Source organism: Catelliglobosispora koreensis DSM 44566, assembly GCF_000379685.1.
Lineage (GTDB): Bacteria > Actinomycetota > Actinomycetes > Mycobacteriales > Micromonosporaceae > Catelliglobosispora > Catelliglobosispora koreensis.
In genome coordinates, this window is sequence record NZ_KB903252.1 from 1 (window position 1) to 21,659 (window position 21,659).

Annotated in this window: 18 protein-coding genes; 6 read left to right on the forward strand and 12 right to left on the reverse strand. The window is 63.1% G+C overall.

Annotation, left to right across the window (positions count from 1 at the left end):
* Nucleotides 1-391: 391 nt before the first annotated feature.
* The 8 genes from A3E1_RS0112250 to A3E1_RS0112285 all read right to left on the reverse strand — a co-directional run bounded on the left by A3E1_RS0112250 (nt 392) and on the right by A3E1_RS0112285 (nt 6,942).
* Nucleotides 392-841: a group II truncated hemoglobin gene (locus A3E1_RS0112250; RefSeq protein ID WP_020521058.1), complete on the reverse strand. Its 450-nt coding sequence runs from the start codon at nt 839-841 to the stop codon at nt 392-394.
* A 65-nt stretch (nt 842-906) separates the two neighbouring features.
* Nucleotides 907-1,926 (reverse strand): fibronectin type III domain-containing protein, encoded by a 1,020-nt coding sequence (locus A3E1_RS0112255; RefSeq protein WP_083929472.1) that lies wholly within the window; start codon nt 1,924-1,926, stop codon nt 907-909.
* A 32-nt stretch (nt 1,927-1,958) separates the two neighbouring features.
* A complete protein-coding gene (locus tag A3E1_RS0112260; protein WP_020521060.1) occupies nt 1,959-3,098 on the reverse strand; it encodes a toll/interleukin-1 receptor domain-containing protein in 1,140 nt (379 codons plus the stop codon).
* 63 nt (nt 3,099-3,161) lie between these two features.
* Nucleotides 3,162-3,932, reverse strand: a complete 771-nt coding sequence (locus A3E1_RS0112265) for an ABC transporter ATP-binding protein (protein WP_020521061.1) — start codon at nt 3,930-3,932, stop codon at nt 3,162-3,164.
* Nucleotides 3,933-3,938: 6 nt separating this feature from the next.
* Nucleotides 3,939-4,919 carry an ABC transporter substrate-binding protein gene (locus tag A3E1_RS0112270; RefSeq protein ID WP_083929473.1) on the reverse strand — a complete coding sequence of 327 codons (981 nt, stop codon included), beginning with the start codon at nt 4,917-4,919 and terminating at the stop codon, nt 3,939-3,941.
* A gap of 11 nt (nt 4,920-4,930) precedes the next feature.
* Nucleotides 4,931-5,710, reverse strand: coding sequence for an ABC transporter permease (locus A3E1_RS0112275; RefSeq protein WP_020521063.1), 780 nt, complete (start codon nt 5,708-5,710; stop codon nt 4,931-4,933).
* 103 nt (nt 5,711-5,813) lie between these two features.
* Nucleotides 5,814-6,605 carry a cupin domain-containing protein gene (locus A3E1_RS0112280; protein WP_020521064.1) on the reverse strand — a complete coding sequence of 264 codons (792 nt, stop codon included), beginning with the start codon at nt 6,603-6,605 and terminating at the stop codon, nt 5,814-5,816.
* Nucleotides 6,598-6,942: a cupin domain-containing protein gene (locus A3E1_RS0112285; RefSeq protein ID WP_020521065.1), complete on the reverse strand. Its 345-nt coding sequence runs from the start codon at nt 6,940-6,942 to the stop codon at nt 6,598-6,600. The genes A3E1_RS0112280 and A3E1_RS0112285 overlap by 8 nt, the downstream gene beginning before the upstream one ends.
* Nucleotides 6,943-7,021: 79 nt before the next feature.
* On the opposite strand from A3E1_RS0112285, the gene A3E1_RS0112290 reads away from it, so the two are divergent.
* Nucleotides 7,022-8,035, forward strand: a complete 1,014-nt coding sequence (locus tag A3E1_RS0112290) for a LacI family DNA-binding transcriptional regulator (RefSeq protein ID WP_020521066.1) — start codon at nt 7,022-7,024, stop codon at nt 8,033-8,035.
* On the opposite strand, the gene A3E1_RS0112295 is transcribed toward A3E1_RS0112290, so the two are convergent.
* Complete coding sequence (locus A3E1_RS0112295; RefSeq protein WP_020521067.1) at nt 8,032-11,448, reverse strand: ThuA domain-containing protein; 3,417 nt, start codon at nt 11,446-11,448, stop codon at nt 8,032-8,034. The genes A3E1_RS0112290 and A3E1_RS0112295 overlap by 4 nt on opposite strands.
* A gap of 149 nt (nt 11,449-11,597) precedes the next feature.
* Between A3E1_RS0112295 and A3E1_RS0112300 the strand changes: the two genes are divergently transcribed.
* The 3 genes from A3E1_RS0112300 (at nt 11,598) to A3E1_RS0112310 (ending at nt 17,594) form a co-directional block, all read left to right on the forward strand.
* Nucleotides 11,598-12,782 (forward strand): hypothetical protein, encoded by a 1,185-nt coding sequence (locus tag A3E1_RS0112300; protein ID WP_020521068.1) that lies wholly within the window; start codon nt 11,598-11,600, stop codon nt 12,780-12,782.
* 873 nt (nt 12,783-13,655) lie between these two features.
* A complete protein-coding gene (locus tag A3E1_RS0112305) occupies nt 13,656-15,497 on the forward strand; it encodes a GTP-binding protein (RefSeq protein ID WP_020521069.1) in 1,842 nt (613 codons plus the stop codon).
* A gap of 93 nt (nt 15,498-15,590) precedes the next feature.
* Nucleotides 15,591-17,594, forward strand: a complete 2,004-nt coding sequence (locus A3E1_RS0112310) for an FAD-dependent oxidoreductase (RefSeq protein WP_020521070.1) — start codon at nt 15,591-15,593, stop codon at nt 17,592-17,594.
* Here A3E1_RS0112310 and A3E1_RS0112315 read toward each other — a convergent pair.
* Complete coding sequence (locus A3E1_RS0112315; protein WP_051104994.1) at nt 17,591-18,631, reverse strand: coiled-coil domain-containing protein; 1,041 nt, start codon at nt 18,629-18,631, stop codon at nt 17,591-17,593. The genes A3E1_RS0112310 and A3E1_RS0112315 overlap by 4 nt on opposite strands.
* An 89-nt stretch (nt 18,632-18,720) precedes the next feature.
* Nucleotides 18,721-19,323, reverse strand: a complete 603-nt coding sequence (locus A3E1_RS40000) for a SanA/YdcF family protein (RefSeq protein WP_020521072.1) — start codon at nt 19,321-19,323, stop codon at nt 18,721-18,723.
* 75 nt (nt 19,324-19,398) lie between these two features.
* Between A3E1_RS40000 and A3E1_RS0112325 the strand changes: the two genes are divergently transcribed.
* Nucleotides 19,399-20,112, forward strand: coding sequence for a Clp protease N-terminal domain-containing protein (locus A3E1_RS0112325; RefSeq protein WP_020521073.1), 714 nt, complete (start codon nt 19,399-19,401; stop codon nt 20,110-20,112).
* Here A3E1_RS0112325 and A3E1_RS0112330 read toward each other — a convergent pair.
* A complete protein-coding gene (locus A3E1_RS0112330) occupies nt 20,066-20,824 on the reverse strand; it encodes a DUF3097 family protein (RefSeq protein ID WP_020521074.1) in 759 nt (252 codons plus the stop codon). The genes A3E1_RS0112325 and A3E1_RS0112330 overlap by 47 nt on opposite strands.
* Before the next feature lie 49 nt (nt 20,825-20,873).
* Between A3E1_RS0112330 and A3E1_RS0112335 the strand changes: the two genes are divergently transcribed.
* The gene (locus tag A3E1_RS0112335) at nt 20,874-21,656 is read left to right on the forward strand and encodes a hypothetical protein (RefSeq protein ID WP_020521075.1); all 783 of its coding nucleotides are present in this window, start codon (nt 20,874-20,876) and stop codon (nt 21,654-21,656) included.
* Nucleotides 21,657-21,659 lie beyond the last annotated feature (3 nt).

The following is a 21,659-nucleotide window of genomic DNA, read 5'->3' on the forward strand; positions in this document are numbered from 1 at the left end:
CCTGCGACGCCGGGATCATCCCGTCCATCCTGGACACCAACAGCGTCCCACTCGACCTCGGCCGCGAACGCCGCCTCATCACCGGCCCACTACGCCGCGCCCTCACCCTGCGCGACAAAGGATGCGCCTTCCCCGGCTGCGACCGCCCACCCAAATGGTGCCACGCACACCACATCAACCACTGGATCGACGGCGGNNNNACNANCCTAAACAACAGCGTCCTCATCTGCGGCTTCCACCACCGACTCCTACACCACAACGAATGGCACGTCACCATCACCAACAACGGCCACCCCGAATTCACCCCACCGGCATGGCCCGACCCCAGCCAAACCCCACAACGCAACCTCTACCACCGAAGAACGTGATCATTGCCTCGCGCGCACCACGGTTATGCGGTCTGGAGTCCGTCCCACGACCAGTGTGGAATAGCTAGCCTGTCTGGAACGTCATCTTCGGAATCGGGATAACGCCCCATGGTTTCCGTTGTGGCCCAAGCGAAGTAGTCGTAGAGCACCTGCCGCAGCGGTTCCTGCGTTAGCCCGACATCCTCCAATGCCTGCTCAAAGCAGTTGATCGCCCTCTGATCCATGTCGTCGTCCTGCCCGTTGCCGCTGTGCATCCGGACGACCGAGGTCTCATCTCCGTACTTGGCTGTGTATTCAGCGGGTCCACCGAGCGCCTCTGCCAGATATGCCGCGAGCCGTTCAGTGTGCTCCGGATCAAACCCTTGGCTGAACGCGTGACTGACCACCGGATCGTCCATCACTCGTTCATGCCATGCCTCCGCCAGGCGAGTCAAACCGTCCTTGCCGCCCGCCGCTTCATACACGCTCTTCATTGCCTCAGCATGCCAGATGCCCGGCTGGGCTGTGAGTTCAGCCCAGCCGGGCGCGCGGCAGACTACTAGACGCAGCTAGTTGTCCAGCTGTTGACGATGGTGAACGAATTGCTTGGGGCGCTTGCGTTGCCTGCGGGGTCTACGGCCACGAGAGTGACGACGTTGACACCGGGGACTTCGGTGTAGGCGATGGCGTTGAAGCCGCCGGTGAACACCTCGTTGATGACTCCGTTGACGCGCACTTCGTACTCGATGGAGTTTTGCGGGGTGTTGCTGTCGGTCGATGGGGTCCACCACAGCCAGATTTCTTCGGGGCAAGCCCCGGTGCCGCCGTCGTGCAGGCGGGTGATCACGGGCGTGGTGGGGCCGGCTGTGTCGGAGGACGCGTCGGTGGTGACGGTGACCGTGTTGCTGAGGGCGGATATGTTGCCGCCGCCGTCTATGGCACGGACCGCGATGGTGTAGGTCGTAGCTGGATCGAGCTGGCGAACCCACACCTTGTGCGGTGACGTTATCGGGAGTCCCTGCGGTCGGGTGTCGTCCACGTTGGGGTTCACGACGCCGTTGACAAGGACCTCGTAACGCAAGGGGCCGAAGTCATCGGTGGAGTTGACCCAGGTGATGAGCACCTTTGAGGCGGTGACACCGTCTACGGGAAAGCCGTGGAGGCTGTCCGTTAAGGCGAGGTTGGCGGGCGCGCCTGGGGCCACGACGTCGGGTTGTGTCGTGACGTTGAGGATGTTGCTGGGCAACGACCAGTTCATGCCGTCCCACGCCTGAACGCGGAAGGCGTACGTGGTGCCCGGGTGCAGGTTGTTGTAGGTGGCGGTGGTGCCCGGGTGATTCACGTAGATCACTGACAGTCCGGGTGCCCAGACGCCATAGAACACGACCTGACGGTTGTCTGTGGACGTGTTCCACGCGAGGCTCACGCTTGTCTGCGTCACGTTGGTGGTGCGCAGATTACCAGGGATGGTCGGTGGCTGCGTGTCACGCGGCGGTACCGGCGGTTTCGCCACTGCCTGGCTAGCCGAAACCAGTACTAATAGGGTCGCCGCAGCAACGACTTTGACGGAGAGAGGCATGTTCTACGGCACGCACATCGAGCACTGTCGGTTCACGACGGCAGCGCGTTAACTTCATGTTCGATTCGGTCTAGCTCGGCTAGCGCTTCTGACGCGTCGGGCAGTGCGACGTGAGTGTTGATGAGCACGTCCACGAGAGCCGAGACGAAGACGCCCGCGAGACGGTCTCCGTGTCTGGCATTGAGACTGTCCAAAGTGGCCAGGATCTGAGCAAGGATCCGGGCACGCCTGGGCCATCCGGTGGAGGGCGGCAGCCGATACTCCTCGGCTAAGGCCGCGGCTTTCGTGACGAAGGAACGAGGAAACAAAGGCATTGCCTTCGTGATCTCGCGGTTTACGGCACTGCCCAGGCCGTGTGCGACCTGTTCTGCGGCCTCCTCCGACGGCGAGGGTAGATAGAGCGAAAGCCAACGGGACGCCAGTGGCCGCAGGTAATTCGTTTCCCATTGCCGCACATCGTCGTCATATGCCATCAGCACACCGGCTCGTGTGCCGGTTACCAGGTTCAGGTCGCCGGCAACCCATTGGTGCAGCATCTCCGGAGCCTCGCGGAGATAGGCGGTGATTTCCTGGCGCGCCTCGTCCTCGGCCAGGCTCAACTGCGCTTGCCATGCGAGCTGCGGTTCAGCGGGGCGAGCAAGGCTGGACGCCCGCAAGCGCGAGACGATCTCACGCAAACGTGCCGCGCCGGCTGTGCCAGCGGCTAGGGCCTCCAGGGCTTCGACGTTGCCCAGGTCGCGGGCGGCTTCCTCAATCCGGGCCATGAGGCGGCGCAGCTCAGATCCGGGGCTGGCAGGTGTGGCCAGGCGCAGGCGCAGGCTTGTCACGAACTTGGCCGAGGGTAGGCCGCCGCCGGTCACGTCTTCATAGTCCAGGTCGTGCACGATGATCGGCCGCCGGCAGGGAGCAAGCAGCAGCGGGAGGATCGGCTTGGCGAGTTCGTCGGCGAAACTGATTTCGCGCCGAACCCATTTCGATCCGGCAGAGGCTGGCGTGAGCACAGGCACGAACGCGGAGCACTGTGAAATCTGAGTTTCCAGGACTTCGGCGAAGCGATCGCCGGTGGCGATGGCATCGTCAACCCATACGACCAAGTCATGGCCGCGCAGGAACAGCACCAGCTCTCTGACGTAGTCCGCGTCCTGGCGGCTGTAGCTGATGAAGACGCTCACGCCAGCACTCTACTTTGGACGAAATATCCGCCGCCGGCCAAAGAGCCAGCGGCGGAACACCACCTAATGACTCGCGTTTGAGCCCAGCAAAGATCGAATCTCACTGGCCAGCTGATCAAAGTGTGGGTCGGACATGATCTGCGCGTAGTGCCGTTCCTTGGGCAGATTCACGTCGAAGGTGCGGATGATGCGGCCTGGGCGCGGGCTCATCACCTCTACCCGCGTGCCGAGGAAGACGGCCTCGGCGATCGAGTGGGTAACGAGCATGATCGTGGTGCCGGTTTCGCGCCAGATGCGGTTGAGTTCTTCGTTCAGGCCTTCACGCGTTAGGGCGTCGAGGGCACCGAACGGTTCGTCCATCAGCAACACCCGTGGCGAGTGCAGCAGCGCACGGCACAACGCCACGCGTTGCTGCATGCCACCGGAAAGCTCGTGGGGCAAAGCGTCTTCGAAGCCGGTGAGTCCCGTGAGCTCGATCAGATCACGGGCGCGGCGTGTGGCCGCGGCACGATCCATCTTGCGGATTTCGGCTTGCAGCATGATGTTTTTCAGCACGCCGCGCCATTCGAGCAGCGCGGCGCGCTGAAAGACGAACCCGATTTCCTTCTGCGGGCCAGAAACCGCTTGGCCCATCAGGGAAACCGTGCCGCTGGTCGGTTTGACCAGGCCCGCGACGATCTTCAGTAGCGTGGACTTGCCACAGCCAGACGGGCCAACGATCGTGACGAGTTCACCGGGCTCAACGGAAATGGTGACATCAGTGACCGCCACGACCGCCGACCGCTTGGACTGAAACCGGACGACCAGGTCATTGACCTCAACGGCAGTGCTCATGCTTGGTTACCCTTTACCCGCGTAGCTGCTGTCCCAGTATTTCGCTGGCGCACCAGCGTCTTTCAGCTCGGCGTACTGCGACATCAAACCGATGGTTTCCGTCCACTTGGCTTCGGTGTTCACGCCAGGGCTGCCTTGCAATAGTGGTACGGCGAGCGTGAGTTGCTTGACGAGCACGTTCTTCGGCGGCTCTTGCTCGGCCAAGGCGACCATCGCGTCAGCGGCGGCGTCGATGTTCTTGGACGCCTCTGCCCACGACTTCTGTGTGGCCCGGACGAATGCCTTCACCATCTCGGGGTCCTTCGCCAGCGTGGCGTCGTTGACCACGAGACCGGTGCCGAGCATGTTCATGCCGTGGTCGGCGAAAAGCAGGTAACTGACCTTCTTGCCGGTCGTGTTCTCGATCGTTGGTGCCTGGTCGTGGAAGAAGCCCATGATGGCGTCCACTTTGCCTTCGGTGAGCGCGGCGATCTTTCCGGCCGCGTCCACGTTCACGACCCGGACGTCGCTTGGCTGCATGCCATTGGCTTTCAGCCAGGCGGGGAATGTCGCGTACATAGCGTCTCCCGGAGTACCCCCAACGGTTTTGCCTTTGAGGTCTTCGGGTTTGGTGATGCCTTTGTCGGCAAGGAACTCGATAGAAGCCGGGCCCTTCTGCAGGAACACGCCCAGGCTCTTGACCTTCATGCCTGACGCGATGCCTTTGAGCAGAGGCGGCGTGTCGGCCCAGCCGAAGTCGGTTTGGCTCTGTGCCACAGCTTGGATCGTCTTGCCCGACCCACCGCCGGGCTGAATCTTCAGGTCGATTCCCTCGTCTGAGAAGAAACCCTTCTGCAGCCCGTAGTAAAACGGGGCATGCTCACCATAGGGCACCCAGTTGAGGGTCAGCGTAACGCTCTTCTTTTCGCCTGGCGCGGTTGGTTCGGCGGTGTCACCGCAAGCGGCGAGCGACCCCAATACCAAGGCGAGAGCTAGTATCCGTCGCACATTCACTCCATTTAGGACGTCGTGAGAGGAACCCCGGAACGCCTGCTGGCATGCCAGGGAATGAGCAGTGCCTCGGCCACCTCCACGAGGATGAACAAGACGATGCCAATCGCCGACATAAGAAATAGGTCCGCGAAAAGCATTGGTGCATCGAGGTTTCCGTTGGCGACCAGAAGGACGTAACCGAGTCCTTCGGTGGCGCCGACGAATTCACCCACGACCGCGCCGACTACGGCGAGGGTGACCGCGACCTTGAGCCCAGCCATCAGATGTGGCAAGGCATTCGGGAAGCGAATTTTGCGGAAGGTTTGCCAGGGGCTGGCTCCCATCGTTGACGACAGGTCCAGCAGCTCCGGATCGGTTGACCGCAGCCCCGCGACACCTGAGATGACGACGGGGAAGAAAGCGATCAGCACGGCCAGAATGATTTTTGGCGTGAGCCCGAATCCGAACCACACGATCAGCAGCGGTGCGATCGCTATCTTCGGAATCACCTGAGCGAAAAGCACAATCGGGTAAAGCGCCTTCTCCATCGTGCGGGAGTAGGCGATGAGCACCGCTGTGCCGAGCCCGATGAGCCCCGCGAGGACGAAACCGACGACGGTTTCCCACAGCGTGACCAGACTATTGCGCATCAGGAAATCCCATTGCCCGGTCATGGTTTCCCAGACCTGGGAAGGCGTGGGGACGAGATAGTTGGGCACGTATTCCTGGGCGGCGACGAACCACCACCCCGCGAACACGATGGCCAGCACCAGGACGGGCCGCCACCAAGCCTCAAGTTTCTTCATTGGACAATCACCGCGTTGATCCTCCAGAACGTACTGAACGTGAGATCGACCGAGGCAAGCGCTTTCCCGGCACAGTAGGGCGTGCTGACTGCCATGACAAGACCTAATTGGAAACAGACAGGAAACGATCTATCAAGTACGTGTTCAGAAGGCCACACATGCCGCGGCGATTCGTCTCCGTAGGCTCTAGCAGCTCAAACACGTCAGCTTCGGAAAGATGTGGTGCCCGGCCAGCAGCAAGGTCGTCTATGTGGCTTCCCGTCGCCCGAGCAGCCCGAAGCGCGCCCTGCTGCCAACGATCACGCCACACGTCGATCTGTGGGGCGACCAGTTTCACCGCGGCCGCGTGGAACTGGCGCAGCGGTGCGAAGTCACCGTCCACTGCGGAATCACGCAAGCGCTCGAAACCCTGCACGGCTAATTCCCGGCGCACCAACGCTGGCGCGAGATAGTCATCGAGCGGGCACGCTCCCACAGCAGAACCCGTGCCTGGCAACTGATCGCGCTCGGCCTGCCCCTCCGGGCCCGGCCAGCGCCCAAGCGTGGCCGGAGGCAGGGCAGCTGCCTTGGCGTAAGCTTCGGTTGTGGCCAAGTGCTCCGGTGGGAAGGTCAGCACAGCGTCACCGGCTTCGGGTAGGCCGCTGTTTTGCATGAGCACGACCAGTTTCAGCTCGCCCTCGTTGACGAGGCGGTGGATCGTGCCCGGTGGGAACCACACCACTGCTCCGGTTTGGAGCGGCGTTTCCTGGTACCCCCTGAGAGTTAGGGTTTGCACCATGCCAGAGCCGGAGATGACCACATAGGCCTCGGTGCACGCCAGATGCATATGCGGCGAACCACTTGCGGGATAGACGGTCAGGTGTGACAGGCCAACGCCGCCCGGAAGATCACTCATCGAAATACTCGTCTGCGTCGTTAGCTGCCGGAACACAAATGATCAGCGCCTCCAGCTCGCCGATCGCGCGGTGGCGGCAACCCGGCTTGATGAGGAACGCCGACTTGGGTTTAGCGGGGTGCCGCACACCATCGAGCTCGATTTCACCCTCACCGGCGAGGATGACATAGATCTCGGTCGTAACTTTGTGATAGTGCGTCACCGCTTTGTCCACATGCAGCAGATGCACACTGGCTACGCCGCCGGATTCTTCGACGAAGGCGCGCCTGGTCACCCCGCATGAGCATCGCTTGGGCTCGATCTGTTCGAGCTGGGTGACGGCAGAGAGGCCGGTCATTTTCGGTGCCCTCCAAGATGGACGGAAAGGGCTTTCCCTTAGATACTCAGACGCTAGCAGCGATGAAGGGGAGGGCACCATGGCAACGCTTGCCGATGTCGCTAAGAAGGCGCGGGTGTCCCCAGCGACCGCGTCGCGCATCATCAGTGGCAGCAATAAGCGTGTGACCGATCAGCTGCGGGCACGCGTGCTCGCGGCGGTCGAGGAGCTGCAATATGTGCCTAACGCCAACGCACAATCGCTGGCGCGCATGCAGCGCAGCGCGATCGGCGTGATCGTGCATGACGTGTCTGACCCCTACTTCGCCGAAATAACCCGTGGACTGCAACGGATCGCGACCGAGAACGGGCGTTTGGTCATCATCTGCAACAGTTATCGCGACCCTGAGCGGGAGCTTGAATATGTCGAGCTGCTCCGGGCACACCAAGCTGCGGCCATCATCCTGGCCGGATCGGGTTATCACGACAACCAGTTCGCCAAGTCGCTGAGCCAGAAACTGGACGTTTACGAGCGCTCCGGCGGCCGGGTGACCGTGATCGGCCGCCATCAGCACGCCACCGACGCCGTCATGCCCGCCAACGAATCCGGCGGCTACCTGGCCGCGTCAGAGCTGTTTCGCCTGGGGCACAAGCACGTCGGTGTGATCGCCGGACCGAAGGCGCTGACGACCACCACAGACCGGCTAGCGGGCCTTCGCCGCGCGGCGAAGGACTCTGGGCGCCGTCTGATGAGGACGGTCTACGCCGAGTTCGACCGCGACAGCGGCGCCGAGGCTGCTGCTGAGTTGATGGACAGTTATCCCAACCTCACCGCCATCGCGGCGCTCAATGACTCGATGGCCATCGGTGCCATGGCATTGCTGCGCCAGCGCGGGATCAGCGTCCCGCAACGAGTCAGTGTCATCGGCTTTGATGACATGCCCATCGCCCGCGACGTCACACCCGCACTGACAACGATTCGTTTGCCCCTGTCCGACATCGGGGCGACGGCCATGAAGCTCGCCCTGGAGAGCGGTCAGCGTGACCGTCCACCGCGGATCGTCGAAATCAGTTGTGAGGTGGTGCGGCGCGAAAGCACCGCACCACCCGCTTAAGTGACCGTCACGGTAACGTTCACCGATTGGGTAGCTCCTGCGCTATCGGTGACCGTCAACCGTGCTGTGTAGGTTCCCTTGCGGGGATAGGAATGCGACGTCGTCAGACTGTGCACGACAGCGGTGTTATCACCGAAGTTCCATTCCTGGTCCACGATCGTGCGCCCCGGTGGCGCGGTGACCGTGCCGGTGAAGTTCACCGTCAACGGCGCCACTCCGGTGACCGGAGTTCCCGAAGCGCTAAGCACCGCACCACTTTCCGCCTTGACCCCACGCCCGTTGAAGCGCAGCCAGTCAAGAGACAAGATATCGGGGGTACCAGTATGGCCTGCCTTGACGAAAACGAGATACAGGGTGAAGGTTCCGCCCGGGTTCGTGAGACTCACCGTCGGTGAGATGACGTTGTCCCATCCGCCCGTCACCGGGATTGTCGCCTTGCCCAGCAACGTGCCCGTCGGTGATCCGGCCCTGAACTCGATGTCGCCGCCCGTTCCGCCGGACGTGACGCCAACGGTCACGGTTGGAATGTTGGACAGGTTGACCGGGCCGTAGTTTATCCAGTCTCCGTTGTCCACTTCGCCAATGCGCTTGCCCGCCTGGGCGGTGGGCCGCGTGAGCACCGTGATCCCGCTGGAACCGTCATAGTGTTCGGCTTCTTTGCTCTTGGTCTGCAGTTCGATCTGCACAGAACCAATCAGCGGGGGTACGCCTCCCGTCGCGCCCGCGTCCGTATATTGCGCACTGATCAGGGTGTAGAGGTTCTGCCCCGGCCCGTGTCCGTCTCCGGCGTTGGCGTCGGTGAGCAAAGTCCCGCTGCAGCCGGTGTAGTTGTCCATCGGATGCGCGTGACTGTCGTGGCCGAGCAACGTCTGCACGACCACCCGTGAGCAATCGATCGTGGTGTCTTCAGGATCCGTGACCGTGACCGTGTAAGGAATCTGGTCACCGAAATCGAAGAATCCACCGTTCGGGATGTTGAGCGTCACCGCCGGCCGGGTGTTGCCGACCGTGATATCCCGCGTGGTGACGGCACTGCCGACGCTGTTCGACACGTTGAGCCGGGCCGTGAATCGCCCGCGGGTGGAATAGGTGTAGGACGGGTTCGCCGCGGTCGAGTCAACGGTTCCGTTGCCGTCGAAGTCCCACGCATAGCTAACACCCGGAGTCGTGCCAGCGCTGGAGAAATTGACCGTCAGCGGAGACGGCCCGTTATCGCGGCTGACCGTCATCGCGGCCACGGGTGGCACGCCGTTGGCGACGTAATCGATGCGATAGATGCCCGCCCCATCGTTGGTGCCGCCGCGTCCACTGCCCGTCCCGGCGCCAAAGTCGATGGCATAGAGCGAACCGTCCGGGCCGAACTCGGCTTCGATGGGCTGAATCCACGACATGCCCGCGAGAATGCCGTTGATGGACTGCAGTGAGCCGACAGTCGTCGCACCGAAGCGCGGATCGTTGAACGTCTGCGCCGTCTTGTGAATCGACAGCGTCTTCCACCACTTGCGGGTCAGTTCGTAGACGATCCACTTGCCTTCATAGTATTCAGGGAACTTCGACAGACGGGTGTTAGCCGGGTCGTAGTCGTAGACCGGGCCACTCATTGGCCCTCCCCCGCCGGTGCCCAGCTCGGGGAACTGAGTTGAAGCCGAATAGGCATACCAGACAAGAGCCGAGCGTGCTGCCGGCAGAGTCGTGAGACCGGTGTTGTTGGGCGAGTTGTTCACCGGTGCCGCGCAGTTGAACTTCGGGCCCGACGTCGAGGTCGCGAAGTTGTAGTCATTGAACGCGATGTTGTTGCCAATGCAATAGGGCCAGCCATAGTTGCCCGCGCTGGTGATGCGGTTGAACTCGACCGTGCCTTCCGGGCCACGGTTCGGGTTGGCTGCCGTGGCATCAGGGCCGTAGTCAGCAACTAGAAGCGCGTTGGTGATGGGGTCGACACTGATGCGGAACGGATTGCGCATGCCCATGGCGTAGATTTCGGGGCGGGTCTTCGCCGTGCCAGGAGCGAAAAGGTTTCCCGAAGGGACGCTATAGGTGCCATCGGTGTTCGGGCGGATCCGCAACACCTTGCCGCGCAGGTCGTTGGTGTTGCCAGCCGTCATCTGAGCGTCAAAGGCCCTGCGCCCGGCCCGCTCGTCGATCGGCGTGAAACCGCTGGACTCAAAGGGATCGGTGTTGTCACCAATCGCCGCGTAGAGATTGCCGGCCTTGTCCATGGTGAGCGATCCGCCCATGTGCGAATTCGCCCTGGCTTCGCCACGCAACGTCGGGATGGCCAGCAGCCGCTTCTCAGAACTCAGCGCGATAGTCGAACCCGACACGGTGAAACGTGACAGGTTCAGTTGATTTAACGTCTTGTCCGACCAAAGCAGATAGAGCCAGTTATTGGTCGCGAAGTTGTTGTCGAGCGTCAAGCCGAGCAACCCGTCGGACTGACTCGTTTGCTCTGGGGTGTAAGCGAAATCGATGAGTGTCGTGACCGCGAGTGTCGTCTGGTTGATGACTTTGACCGCTCCCGTGCGCTGAATGTAGAACACGCGGCGGTCCGGAGCGACGGCCAGTTCGAACGGGTCAGCCAAGTCCTGCGACACGAGTGGCACCCGCTGGAAGTTGCCTGTTTTCGTTGCGCTGCAATCACCCGCGACGGCTCCTGCCGCCCACTCGATACCGTAACGCAGGTGCTCCAGGAAGAACGGCTCGCTGAACGACGAACTGCTGTGCCCACCCGCGGTGAACCAGGAGCGGCCGCCGTCATACTTCTGGCACCACGAGTACGCGTGGTCAACGCCCTCGTCCAAGCCGTTGATGCCATCGCGCACTTTGATCTGCGCGAGTGTGTGCACGCGCCCGGTCGGGTTGGTTTTCCAGTTGTACCATTCTTCACTGCGCTCCCACAGCTCAGGAAGGTTGCGGGTGGACGGGTGCGCCCGGTCGAGCACCTTGATGCGGCCCGGGAACACGCCGCCCGTCGAGGAGAAGTCGGGGTGGAAGTCGAAAATCGTGCCAACCAGGCCGTCGTACCAGGCCCAGTCCCGTTCGCTGGCCGACGCCGCGTGCAGGCCCGCCCAGCCTCCCCCGCCGCGGATGAAGTTCTGCAGCGCGACCCGTTGCGAGGCGTTGAGCAGATCGCCGCTCGTGGGCAGAGAGTTGGTGTTGTTGAAGACCAGCACGTCGAAACGCGCCAGGTTGGCGTCAGTGAACGCGCCAGCGTCCACAGTGGCCTCGACCTCGAAGTTGTTCGCGGCACCCATTTGCTGGATCGCCGCGATGCCGGCCGGGATCGAGTCGTGATAGAAGTTGGTGACCTTGGAAAAGACCAGCACCCGGAACCGTGGTGCCGCCTGGGCGGGAACCGCCGTCGTTACGGAGACGAACACCACCGCGGCGAGGGCAAGCAGAAGCCGTTTCATGCTTCACTCCTCAGTGAGCGTGAGTTGAGAAAGCGCTTTCCGTTCGCCGACTGGAAGCATGATAGATAGATCAATCTAGCCTTGTCAATGATCGACGTAATGCTATGGTCCACTTTGGAAAGCGTTTGCCCACTCCCCGGGAGGATGCCGTGCGCTGGACCTCTGCCGCAGGCGCCTGGCTCGGCCTCGGTGCCGCGCCCGCTGCCCTGATCCTTGGCGCAGCCATGGCACACCGCCACGGCGGAGCGATCCCGCTCCTCGCTGTCGCTGGCGGCACCGCCCTAATGGCTTTGCTCCTGTTTGGACAGGGTTCGCTCGGCCTACGCGCCCCGCACGGCGAGGACGCCGCCCTTACCGAGCTCGCTCCGCGCTACTTGCCGCCTTGGGTGGTGGCTCCGCTGGGCGCCATCCTCTCCGTCGCGATGATCGGCTGGAACGGCTTCAACGTCGGACTCGGAGGCGCGTCCCTAGCCAAAGTCAGCGGACTGCCCGGACCGTTCGCCGCCCTAACGCTCGCCGCGGTCGTCCTCGCCGCCTCGTTCCTCCCGCCAAAGTGGAACAACCGGATCGCCGTCGCCACCACACTTGCGGCGCTGGCACTGGTCGCCATCTGCGTGCTTCAGCTACCGCCGCCGGCATCGCCTGTATCGCGTTCAGTTTCCTGGCTTTCAGCCGGTGACGTCGTGGCGATGGGCGGTTACATCTCCGTGTTCGCGTTGCGTGCGCCTGACTTTAGCCGTGGGCTATCGTCGCGCTTGGATCTGGCCAAATGCGTTGCGCTGCTTGTCCTTCCGGCCGCTGTCGTCATCGCCGCCGGGGCGGGCGTGTGGCTGCGTACCGGCTCGACTGACGTCGTTTCGGCTCTCGCCGGAGTCGCCTTATACGGCAACGTTTTCGTGACGGCTGCCGTGTTCGCACCCGCGTTGACGACAACGTTTTCCGGCGCGCTCGCTCTGCGGTCCGTGTGGCCACAGTTGTCTACTCGCGCTGGCATGCTGATCGTTGCCGTGCCCGGTGCGGTGCTCGCCGCTTTCCGCTTCGACCGTGCCTTGATCCAGTGGCTGACCCTGCTCGCGGCCACCTTGCCACCGCTGATCATCCCGATGGCTGTAGAGGGCTGGCGACGCCGCCGGGGCCACCCGCACCGCAAGATTCCCATGTGGACCTGGCTGCCCGCCGGCCTTCTCGCGACAGCACTTACCCTCGCTGGCTCCCCGTCTGGACCCATGCTCGGGATCGCCACCGCCGCCCTGGCAACCCTCGCGTGGCAAACCGCCCACCGCGCCCCAGCCCGTCCCCAACCGGGCCCGGCGCCCACACCCACTCCCCGTTAACCCCCGCCACCCCGCCATCCCCCCTGCCGCCCCGCTCGCTTCCTCGCCGCTCGCGCTTGACCCTCGTCGCGCCGCCTGACCGCCACTCGCGCGGCTCGTGCCGCTCCTCATCGGTGCACGCGTCCTCGCCACTTACTGCCGCATCCAATGCGCTAAAGGCCGGGTGAATTCGGCTGTGAATCTTGAGGCGTGATCCACAGCCCGATTCAGGTGATCGAATGGCCTGTTGATCACCCTTTTCGGGACGTGGATCACGCCTCAAGATCGGGAAACCCGCGATCACCCATTCGCGGAACTATCGGTGCAAGACCGCCTACGCAACGAAGCTGCTGCGTCAGGAAGGCCGAAGAGTCCGATCACGACACCCTCCACCAAGTCTTGATCGACATCCAAAAGCGTGATCCACAGCCCGGCAGACGTGATCAACAGGCCATTTGATCACGTCCCAAGGGATGTGGATCACAAGTAAGGCGGCCGAAGGGAGCAGGCGGGGCGGCGGAAGGAAAGGGGGCGCAAGGGAGCGGGCAGGCGACGGAAGGTGCCAGGAAGCGCGCAACGAAGGAAGCGTGCAGGGCCGGGTAGCAAAGGGCGAGTGGGAAGGGCCGGGTAAGCGGCGAAGCAGGCGAGGCACGGAGGGGGCGGGCGGCGAAGCGGCGGGGTGGGGTGGTCATCGGAAGCGGGAAAGGCGCGGAAGGGCAGAACGGGAGGGAGGTGGGAGGGAGAGCGGATGAGTGGGTGGTAAATGGGTTGCGGATGGCTGGGCTTCCTGGTCTGCTCACCGAGGACTGTCCACAGATGCGAGGAGAACACCGATGCGCCAAGCGTTCATGTCACCACGGAAGGGTATTGACTCCTATTCAAAGGACATGACGTTTGGAACGCACGCTCAATCTGGGGATTTTGGCGCATGTCGACGCAGGTAAGACGAGCCTGACGGAACGGCTGCTCTTCAACGCCGGCGTTATCCGGGAGATCGGTAGCGTCGATGCTGGCAACACCCAGACCGATTCTCTTGCGCTGGAACGACAGCGTGGCATCACGATCAAGGCTGCCGTCGCCACGTTTCACATCAAGGACACGACAGTCAACCTGATCGATACCCCCGGGCACCCGGACTTTATCGCCGAGGTGGAGCGGGTCCTCACCGTGCTCGATGGCGCGGTGCTTGTCATTTCGGCGGTTGAAGGAGTTCAGGCCCAGACACGCATTCTGATGCGCACGCTGAAAAGGCTGAACATCCCCACGCTTATCTTCATCAATAAGATCGACCGCGCTGGAGCGGACGTCAGCGGGACGCTCAAAGCCATCAAAGAACGCCTCACGCCCGACGTCGCCACCACGCAAAACCAGGAAGAACTCCTCAACGTATTGTCCTATCACGACGATCAGCTAACGAAAAACTACCTCAGCGGACAGCCGCTAGACATCAGCCAAAGCCTTGCCACGCTGACGAAGCAAGCGAGAATCCATCCCGTATACACCGGTTCAGCGATCACGGGCGAAGGTATCACCGAGCTCGAAGAAGCCATCGCTACGTTGCTGCCAGCCGAAGCAGGCGATCCAGGCGCACCAGCCCAAGGCACCGTGTTCAAAGTGGAGCGGGGCCAAAATGGCGAAAAGATCGCCTACGTCAGGATGTTCGCAGGCACGATCAGGGTCAGGGACCGGCTTGGTGACTTCGGCAAGGTGACCCGCATGAGTCCGGATGGTCTCAGCGCGGGGCAGATCGGAAAGCTCTGGGGCCTAAGCGGAATCAGGATCGGCGACTCGATCGGGATGCCCAAAGCTCAACAGCGGCACCATTTCGCCCCGCCAACGCTCGAAACGGTCATCCAGGCCAGCGACAGCAATGCGTTGCACACGGCCATGACACAGCTCGCTGAGCAGGACCCGCTGATCAATCTGCGCCAGGACGGCGACCAGCTGTCCGTCTCGCTTTACGGCGAGGTCCAGAAGGAGGTCATTCAAGCGACTCTTGCTTGCGACTTCGGCGTCGACGTGACATTCCGCGAAACCACCACCATTTGCCAAGAACATTTGGTGGGTACTGGCGAAGCACTCGAACTGATCTACAAGGACCCGAATCCGTTCCTCGCCACGGTTGGGCTGCGCGTCGAGCCTTCCAAGAAGCACCACGGCATCCACGTGAAGCTGGACGTCCCAGTAGAGCACATGCCGCTGTTCCTCTTCCGCACCACCGACGAGTTCCGGCTGGCGCTTGAGGAGACGGTCCGCGAGACACTAGCGCAGGGGCTTTACGGCTGGCAGGTCAGCGATTGCCTGGTAACCCTCACTCACAGCGGTTATCAGTCACCGGGAACCACACCCGGCGACTACCGCAAACTGGTTCCGCTGGTATTGATGGCGGCCCTGCGGCAGGCCGGCACCACGGTCGGTGAGCCGGTGCACCACTTCCGGCTCGACGGCCCGTCGGACTTGCTGGGCCCTGCGTTGCGTGCACTGGCCCAGCTAAACGCCGTGCCGCAGACGCCGGTGCTCACCAAGACAACCTACGTCGTCGAAGGTGAGATCTCCGCCGGGCTGATACACCAGCTCCAGCAACGGGTGCCAGGCCTGACGCGTGGCGAAGGAGTCCTGGAGAGCCAGTTCAGCCGCTATCGGAAAGTGCACGGAACGCCACCGGTGCGGGCCAGAACGGATCACAATCCGCTCAACCGCAAGGAATATCTCATGCACCTATCGAGAAGGTCGTGACGGTCTTGACAGCGGTGAATGTTTGGGCCAAGGTCTGATAACTGGCAGCGGCGGCGCGCGCCACCCCAAGCCCCATCCACGAAGGGCCGCCCGATGTCGCACGCACTTTCCCGCCGCCAAGTCATCAAACTCGGTGGTGCCACACTCGTTCTCGCTGGTGCTCCGGCAGCCGCGTTCGCCGCGGCCATCGTCCAGGCCGACATTGTCGTTTATGGAGCGACGTCGGCCGGGATCGTGGCCGCGGTCCAGGCTCGCCGGATGGGCCGCACCGCGGTCGTCATCGAGCCAGGCAGTCACGTGGGCGGCCTGACGACGGGTGGCCTTGGCGCCACCGACAGCGGCACGAAGGAGTCGATCGGCGGGATCGCCGGTGAGTTCTATCGCCGGGTGCACGCGAAGTATGCCGGAACCCCGGTCACGCCAACGTCTCCCGGCCGGTTCACCTTCGAGCCACATGTCGCCCGGGCTGTCTTTGATGATTTGATCGCCGAGGCCGCAGTACCCCTCTATTTTGGAATGCGCCTCAGTCAGGTGCTGCGCAACGGGCAGACCATCACCGAGATTGTCACGGAAAATGGCCAGGTTTTCCGCGCGCCCATGTTCATCGACGCCAGCTATGAAGGCGATTTGATGGACCGGGCGGGGGTCAGCTGGACCGCTGGCCGGGAAAGCAATGCGGCCTATGGCGAAACCATCAACGGCGTGCAGCTGCGCGACAAGCATCAGTTCACGCTGCCGGTGTCGCCTTATCGGGTGGCCGGTGACCCGGCATCGGGTCTGCTGCCCGGGATTTCGGCGACGGTCGCTCCCAACGGCACCGCCGACAGCCGCATCCAGGCCTACAACTTCCGGATGTGCCTGACCCAGGCGACCAGCAAGATCCCGTTCCCGCAGCCAAGTGGCTACAACGCGGCCGACTATGAACTTCTGTTGCGCTACATCCAAGCCGGCTACAACGGACCGTTTTTCACGACTCACAGCGTGGGCGGCGGAAAGACCGACTCTAACAACAACGGCGCCTTCTCGACCGACCACATTGGAGCGAATTACTCCTATCCCACGGCCAGTTATGCCACCCGTGACGTGATCGCCGCCGAGCACCGCCGCTATCAGCAGGGCCTGATGTGGTTCCTGGCCAACGACTCCCGGCTTCCGGCCACGATTCGCGCGAACACGGCGTCGTGGGGCCTGGCCGCTGACGAATTCACCTCCACCGGCGGCTGGCCACCGCAGCTGTACATCCGCGAAGCACGGCGCATGGTGTCGGCCTACGTGATGGCCGAACGCGATTGCCGCGGCACGGTCAAAGCCGCCGATCCGGTTGGCCTGGCTAGCTACACGATGGATTCGCATAACTGTCAGCGTGTGGTGGTCAACGGGCTGGTCAAGAATGAAGGCGACGTGCAGATCGGTGTGCCGGGGCCCTATCCGATCAGTTACCGGTCGATCGTTCCGTCGGGCAACCAGTGCACGAATCTTCTTGTGCCCGTTTGCCTTTCGGCCAGTCACATCGCCTACGGCTCGATCCGGATGGAGCCGGTGTTCATGATCCTGGCGCAGTCAGCGGCCACCGCCGCGATTCTTGCAACCGCCCAGGGGGTACCAGTCCAGCAGCTCAGCTATGCCACGCTTGCCGCGCGCTTGCGTCAAGACGGGCAGATTTTGCAGTGGCCGCCAGTGAATCCGGGCGAGGTCATCCTCGACAACGCCGCGGCAGCCGGCGTTACCCGGGCCGGCACCTGGATGCGCAGCACCTCGATCGCCGGCTTCTACGGCCCCGACTATGAGCACGACAACAACACGGCCAAAGGTGTTAACCGGCTGCGGTTCACGCCTTCACTGCCCGCCGCTGGAAGCTACACCGTTTACTTGCGGTGGACAGCACACGCCAACCGGGCAACCAATGTTCCGGTCGACATCGTTCACAGTGGGGGCATCACGAACCGTACCGTCAATCAGCAGAGCAATGGCGGTCAGTGGGTTTCCGTTGGCACCTATACGTTCACGGGCGGGACAGCGGGCAGCGTGTTAGTCCGCACCGAGAACACCAACGGTTTCGTGGTCGCCGACGCGGTCAGATTCGTTCCCAGTCCTTAGTAGACAGACAAGTGCACGTGGTTGGTGTGGTCGCCGGCCGGCGCGTCGCCACAGTTGGACCCGGCCGAGTTGTAGCGGTGCCAGCCCGTGCTCACTTGCCAGATCTGGCAGTACCAAACGACATACATCACGCCCAGGGCCTTGGCGTTCTTCACGTAGAAGGCAGCGAGCCGGTCGCCGTAGTTCTTGTTGTCCCCACCGGCCGATCTGTTCTCGAAACCGCCTGGGAACGCGGCGAAGTCACAGGCACGGCCCTTCGGGTGCTCGTATTTGTCACCGGGGCGGTAACACGAGACGTACCAGCCGAATCCGGCTCGCTTGGCTTCGCTAAGTGAGTGCAGCGTGCGTGGAGTGATGCACCCCGAAGTCGTTGGATCGTCCAGTGAACACGACTCACTCGGCCAGCTGCCATCGGAGTTGCGTGGCGCGGCCGCCGCGATGGGCACGCCAGACATGTCGACCTGGCTGCGCGTCGTGCTGGCCGCCGCGAGCGCCTTCTCGGCCGCCTGCTTGCGCTTGGCCATCTCGTCGCGTGCGGCTCGCTGCGTGGTCACCTCCGCGTCGATGCCCGCTTTAGCTTCTGCCGCACGGGCTTTGGCGTTGGCGAGATCGTCGAGTTTCGCCAGGTCAGAGCGGCTCACCTTGTCGAGTGCCTGCGCTCTGCCGAGGAAGTCTTCGGTGCTGGTCGCCTGCAGCAGCATGCTGACGGGCGTGATGCGCCCCGTTCGGTAGGCCTCAGCCGCGTAGGACGCGACCCGGCCCTTAACCCGCACGATGTCGGTCTCCGCGGTGGCCAGCTGCTTTTCGAGGTCAGCCTGCTTGGCGACGGAAACTTCGAGGTCGGCTTCGGCTTTGATGAAACCTTCGGCCGCTGCCGCAAGGTTGGCTCGCAAGGTGGTGAAGTTAGGGGTGCCACCTTCGTTGGGGTTGGGCTCGGCCACAGCCGGGCCCGTCACCGCCACGAGTGCGGCGGTGATCGCGATCAGAGTCACAACCGGCGTGTACCACCGGCGCCGGGGGAACGCCGTAGCTCTCACGCTGGCCGACGCTACCCCACGTTTCCACGAGCCTCCACCTGTGCGGAGCCCAAAACCGCCGTGATCACGTCCTTAACCAGGCACAACACTCAGCTAAACAACACTTCGAAGACGGCTTTCGGTGCAGCGAACCAGTCACGCACCGTGTTGCGGGTCTGGCGGGCCGCGGTGCATTCGTGACAGGTGGCGAAGACACCTTTGGCGTCAAGGCCGGCGGACCGGCAGAGGGCGAGCGCACGGTAGAGGTGAAACGGTTGCGTGACAAGCAATACGTCGTGCAAACCGAACTTGTCCCGGGCTCGGGTGCAGGTCTGGAAGCTGTCCAATCCCGACGGATCAACCAGGATGGCTTCACGCGGAACTCCACGGTCGGCCAAGTAGCCCGACATGGTGGCCGTCTCGTTGCCGGAGGCTCCGTTCGCGTCACCGGAGACGAGGATGCGTGGTGCCTTACCGTCGCGGAAAAGCCGCAACGCGACCTCGAGACGGTTGCGCAACACGGGATACGGATACCGCACACCCGGGCTGACCTGCGTTCCGAACACCACGATGACGTCGGCTTTCGGCGCGTCAGCCGCCTCGAATGTGTGCCCGGCCGAGACGATCCGCGTCCACAGGACGCTCGCGGCCACGATCGCCAGCATGATCGCCGCCGCGACATAACCGGTTCTCCGCACGGTCCGCCAGCGCATGACCGCAGGCTAGCCAACCGGAGCCGGAAAAACTGACCGTCAACCCCGGGTTGACGATGGCGGAATCGTCAACCTATGGTTGACGCCATGACACTCGATGAACTTATCCAAGAGGTCAAGCGGCGTCATCCCGACGGAGATCCGCTCGCCTATCTCTCCGACGCGGTGCAAGTTGCCGAACACCTCGGGGATCTGGCCGATCACCTCGTCGGGCACTTCGTTGACCAGGCAAGGCGGTCCGGTGCGTCGTGGACGGTCATCGGGCAGAGCATGGGCGTCACCAAGCAGGCCGCACAGAAGCGGTTTGTGGCGGGCGAGACGAACCTGGAGCGCTTTACCGACCGGGCCAAGGTCGTCGTGCTCAAAGCCCAGAACGAAGCACGCAACCTCGGGCACGAAGAGGTCACCAGTTTGCACTTGCTCACGGGACTGATGGCGGAGTGGGAAGGCCTTGCGGGACAAGCGATCGAGGCCACGGGGGTCACCAAGAAGACAGTGAGCGACGCGGTATCGGCTTCACTGCCACAAAGTGGCGAACCCAAGCTCTATCACCTGCCATACAGCAACGGGCTGAAGAAAGTCTACGAGCTGACCGTCCGGGAAGCGTTGCGTCTTGGGCACAATTATGTTGGCACGGAACACATCTTGCTCGCGCTGCTGGAGGCGTCAGAGGAGCAGGGAGCGATCATCCTGACGCATCTCGGCGTCACCAAACAAGCTATTGAGGACTGGACAACGCAGGCTATTGAGGCGATGCGGCAAAGTCGATCAGCCGCTCCACCGAGTTGACCAGCGGCGTTTCCACATCGTGGTAACTGTCCACTCGCGACAGCAACCGCGGCCAGAACTCACGGGGATCTGCGACACCAAGGGCCGCGCAGATCCCCTCTTTCCACGGGCGGCCACGCGGGATCACCGGCCATTCCCGCAATCCGAGACGAGCCGGCTTGACAGCCTGCCAAACGTCAACATAGGGGTGGCCCGCGATGAGCACATGCTCACTATCCACTGTGGACGCCAGGCGTGCTTCTTTGGTCCCCGCCACCAGATGGTCGAGCAAAATGCCAAGCCGGCGATCAGGCCCAGGATCGAAAGCCAGCACCGCTTCGCGCAGCTCGTCAGCACCGTGCAAGGGTTGCACCACAATGGCTTCGGCCCGCAGGTCGTGTCCCCAAATCTTCTCGATCAGCTCGGCGTCGTGAATTCCCTCGACCCAGATTCGGCTGGCTTTCGCGACCTGCGCACGCGATGACGGCGCGGCGATCGATCCGGAAGCAGTGCGCTGCAACTGGCGGGTAACAACAGGTTTAACGAGCGTAACGACTTGCCCGTCAAGCAAGAACGCGGCTGGTGTTAAGGGAAAGTGGCGAAGCTTGCCGAACCTGTCTTCCAACGTTACGGCACCTTGCTCGAAACCCGCTACCGCACCGCAGAATCCGCTTTCCGCGCACTCCACGACAAGGCCCATTTCGGCTTCTATCACGGGAATCTTGTAACGCATCGCCGTAGGATAGGCGACAAGTGGTTGCGCGGCACGTACTCTTGCTGGCATGTCCCCCACAGCGCACGCGGTGACCCTGACCGCGCGCAGGTCGGCCCGGCTGGTGAGCTGGGCAAGGGCTTGGCGCGCCGGGCAGGTGTCGTTCGACGAAGCTGTCGACGCGCTAACCGCTGCCGAGCCGGAACAGCATGTCGAAGGCCTTCCCGGCACCTGGCGCGAGACCGAATTGCGGAAAGCCCTGCCCAGCCTGGCCAAACTCCACCCCGACGAGATCCGTCTCGTGCTGCCCGTGCCAGGCGATCCGCGTGGTCTTCCCGGCCCCGGCCCGTTCACCGAACGGGCCCTCCTGTCCGGTGAAGCCGTCGTCGCCAGCCGCCTGGGCTTCGTCCCAGAAGAGCGTGTGCACACGTCTGGATCGGGCGACACGTTCACGACTGTCCAATGGCATGCGTTCGAGCTGCCACAGGCGCCTCACGGCGTACCCCCGGCGGTGAATGAAGCCGACGGTGCTCTCAGCCTGGCACTGGCTGAAGCCACCGCGGCCCTGGTTCGCCTTGATGTGGCGCAGTGGCGGCCTGAGCTGGCCGGGGCGCTGCAAGCGATCCGCAAGCCCACGGCGGAAAGCGATCTGCCCGCTGGATTCGCGCCCCGGGCCCGCCGGCTTTACGCGCGGGCGTGCGTGCTTGACCGCGTGCTGTCGCTGGCCAATCAGGCCGCGCCCGGCGGAGCGCTCAACACACTGGAGATGCGCCAGCGTGAAGAAGCCCTCCGTCCACTCGCGACGGCGTGCCGTGAGGCGATCGTCGCGGCCTGCAACTCGCCGCTCGAATAACGG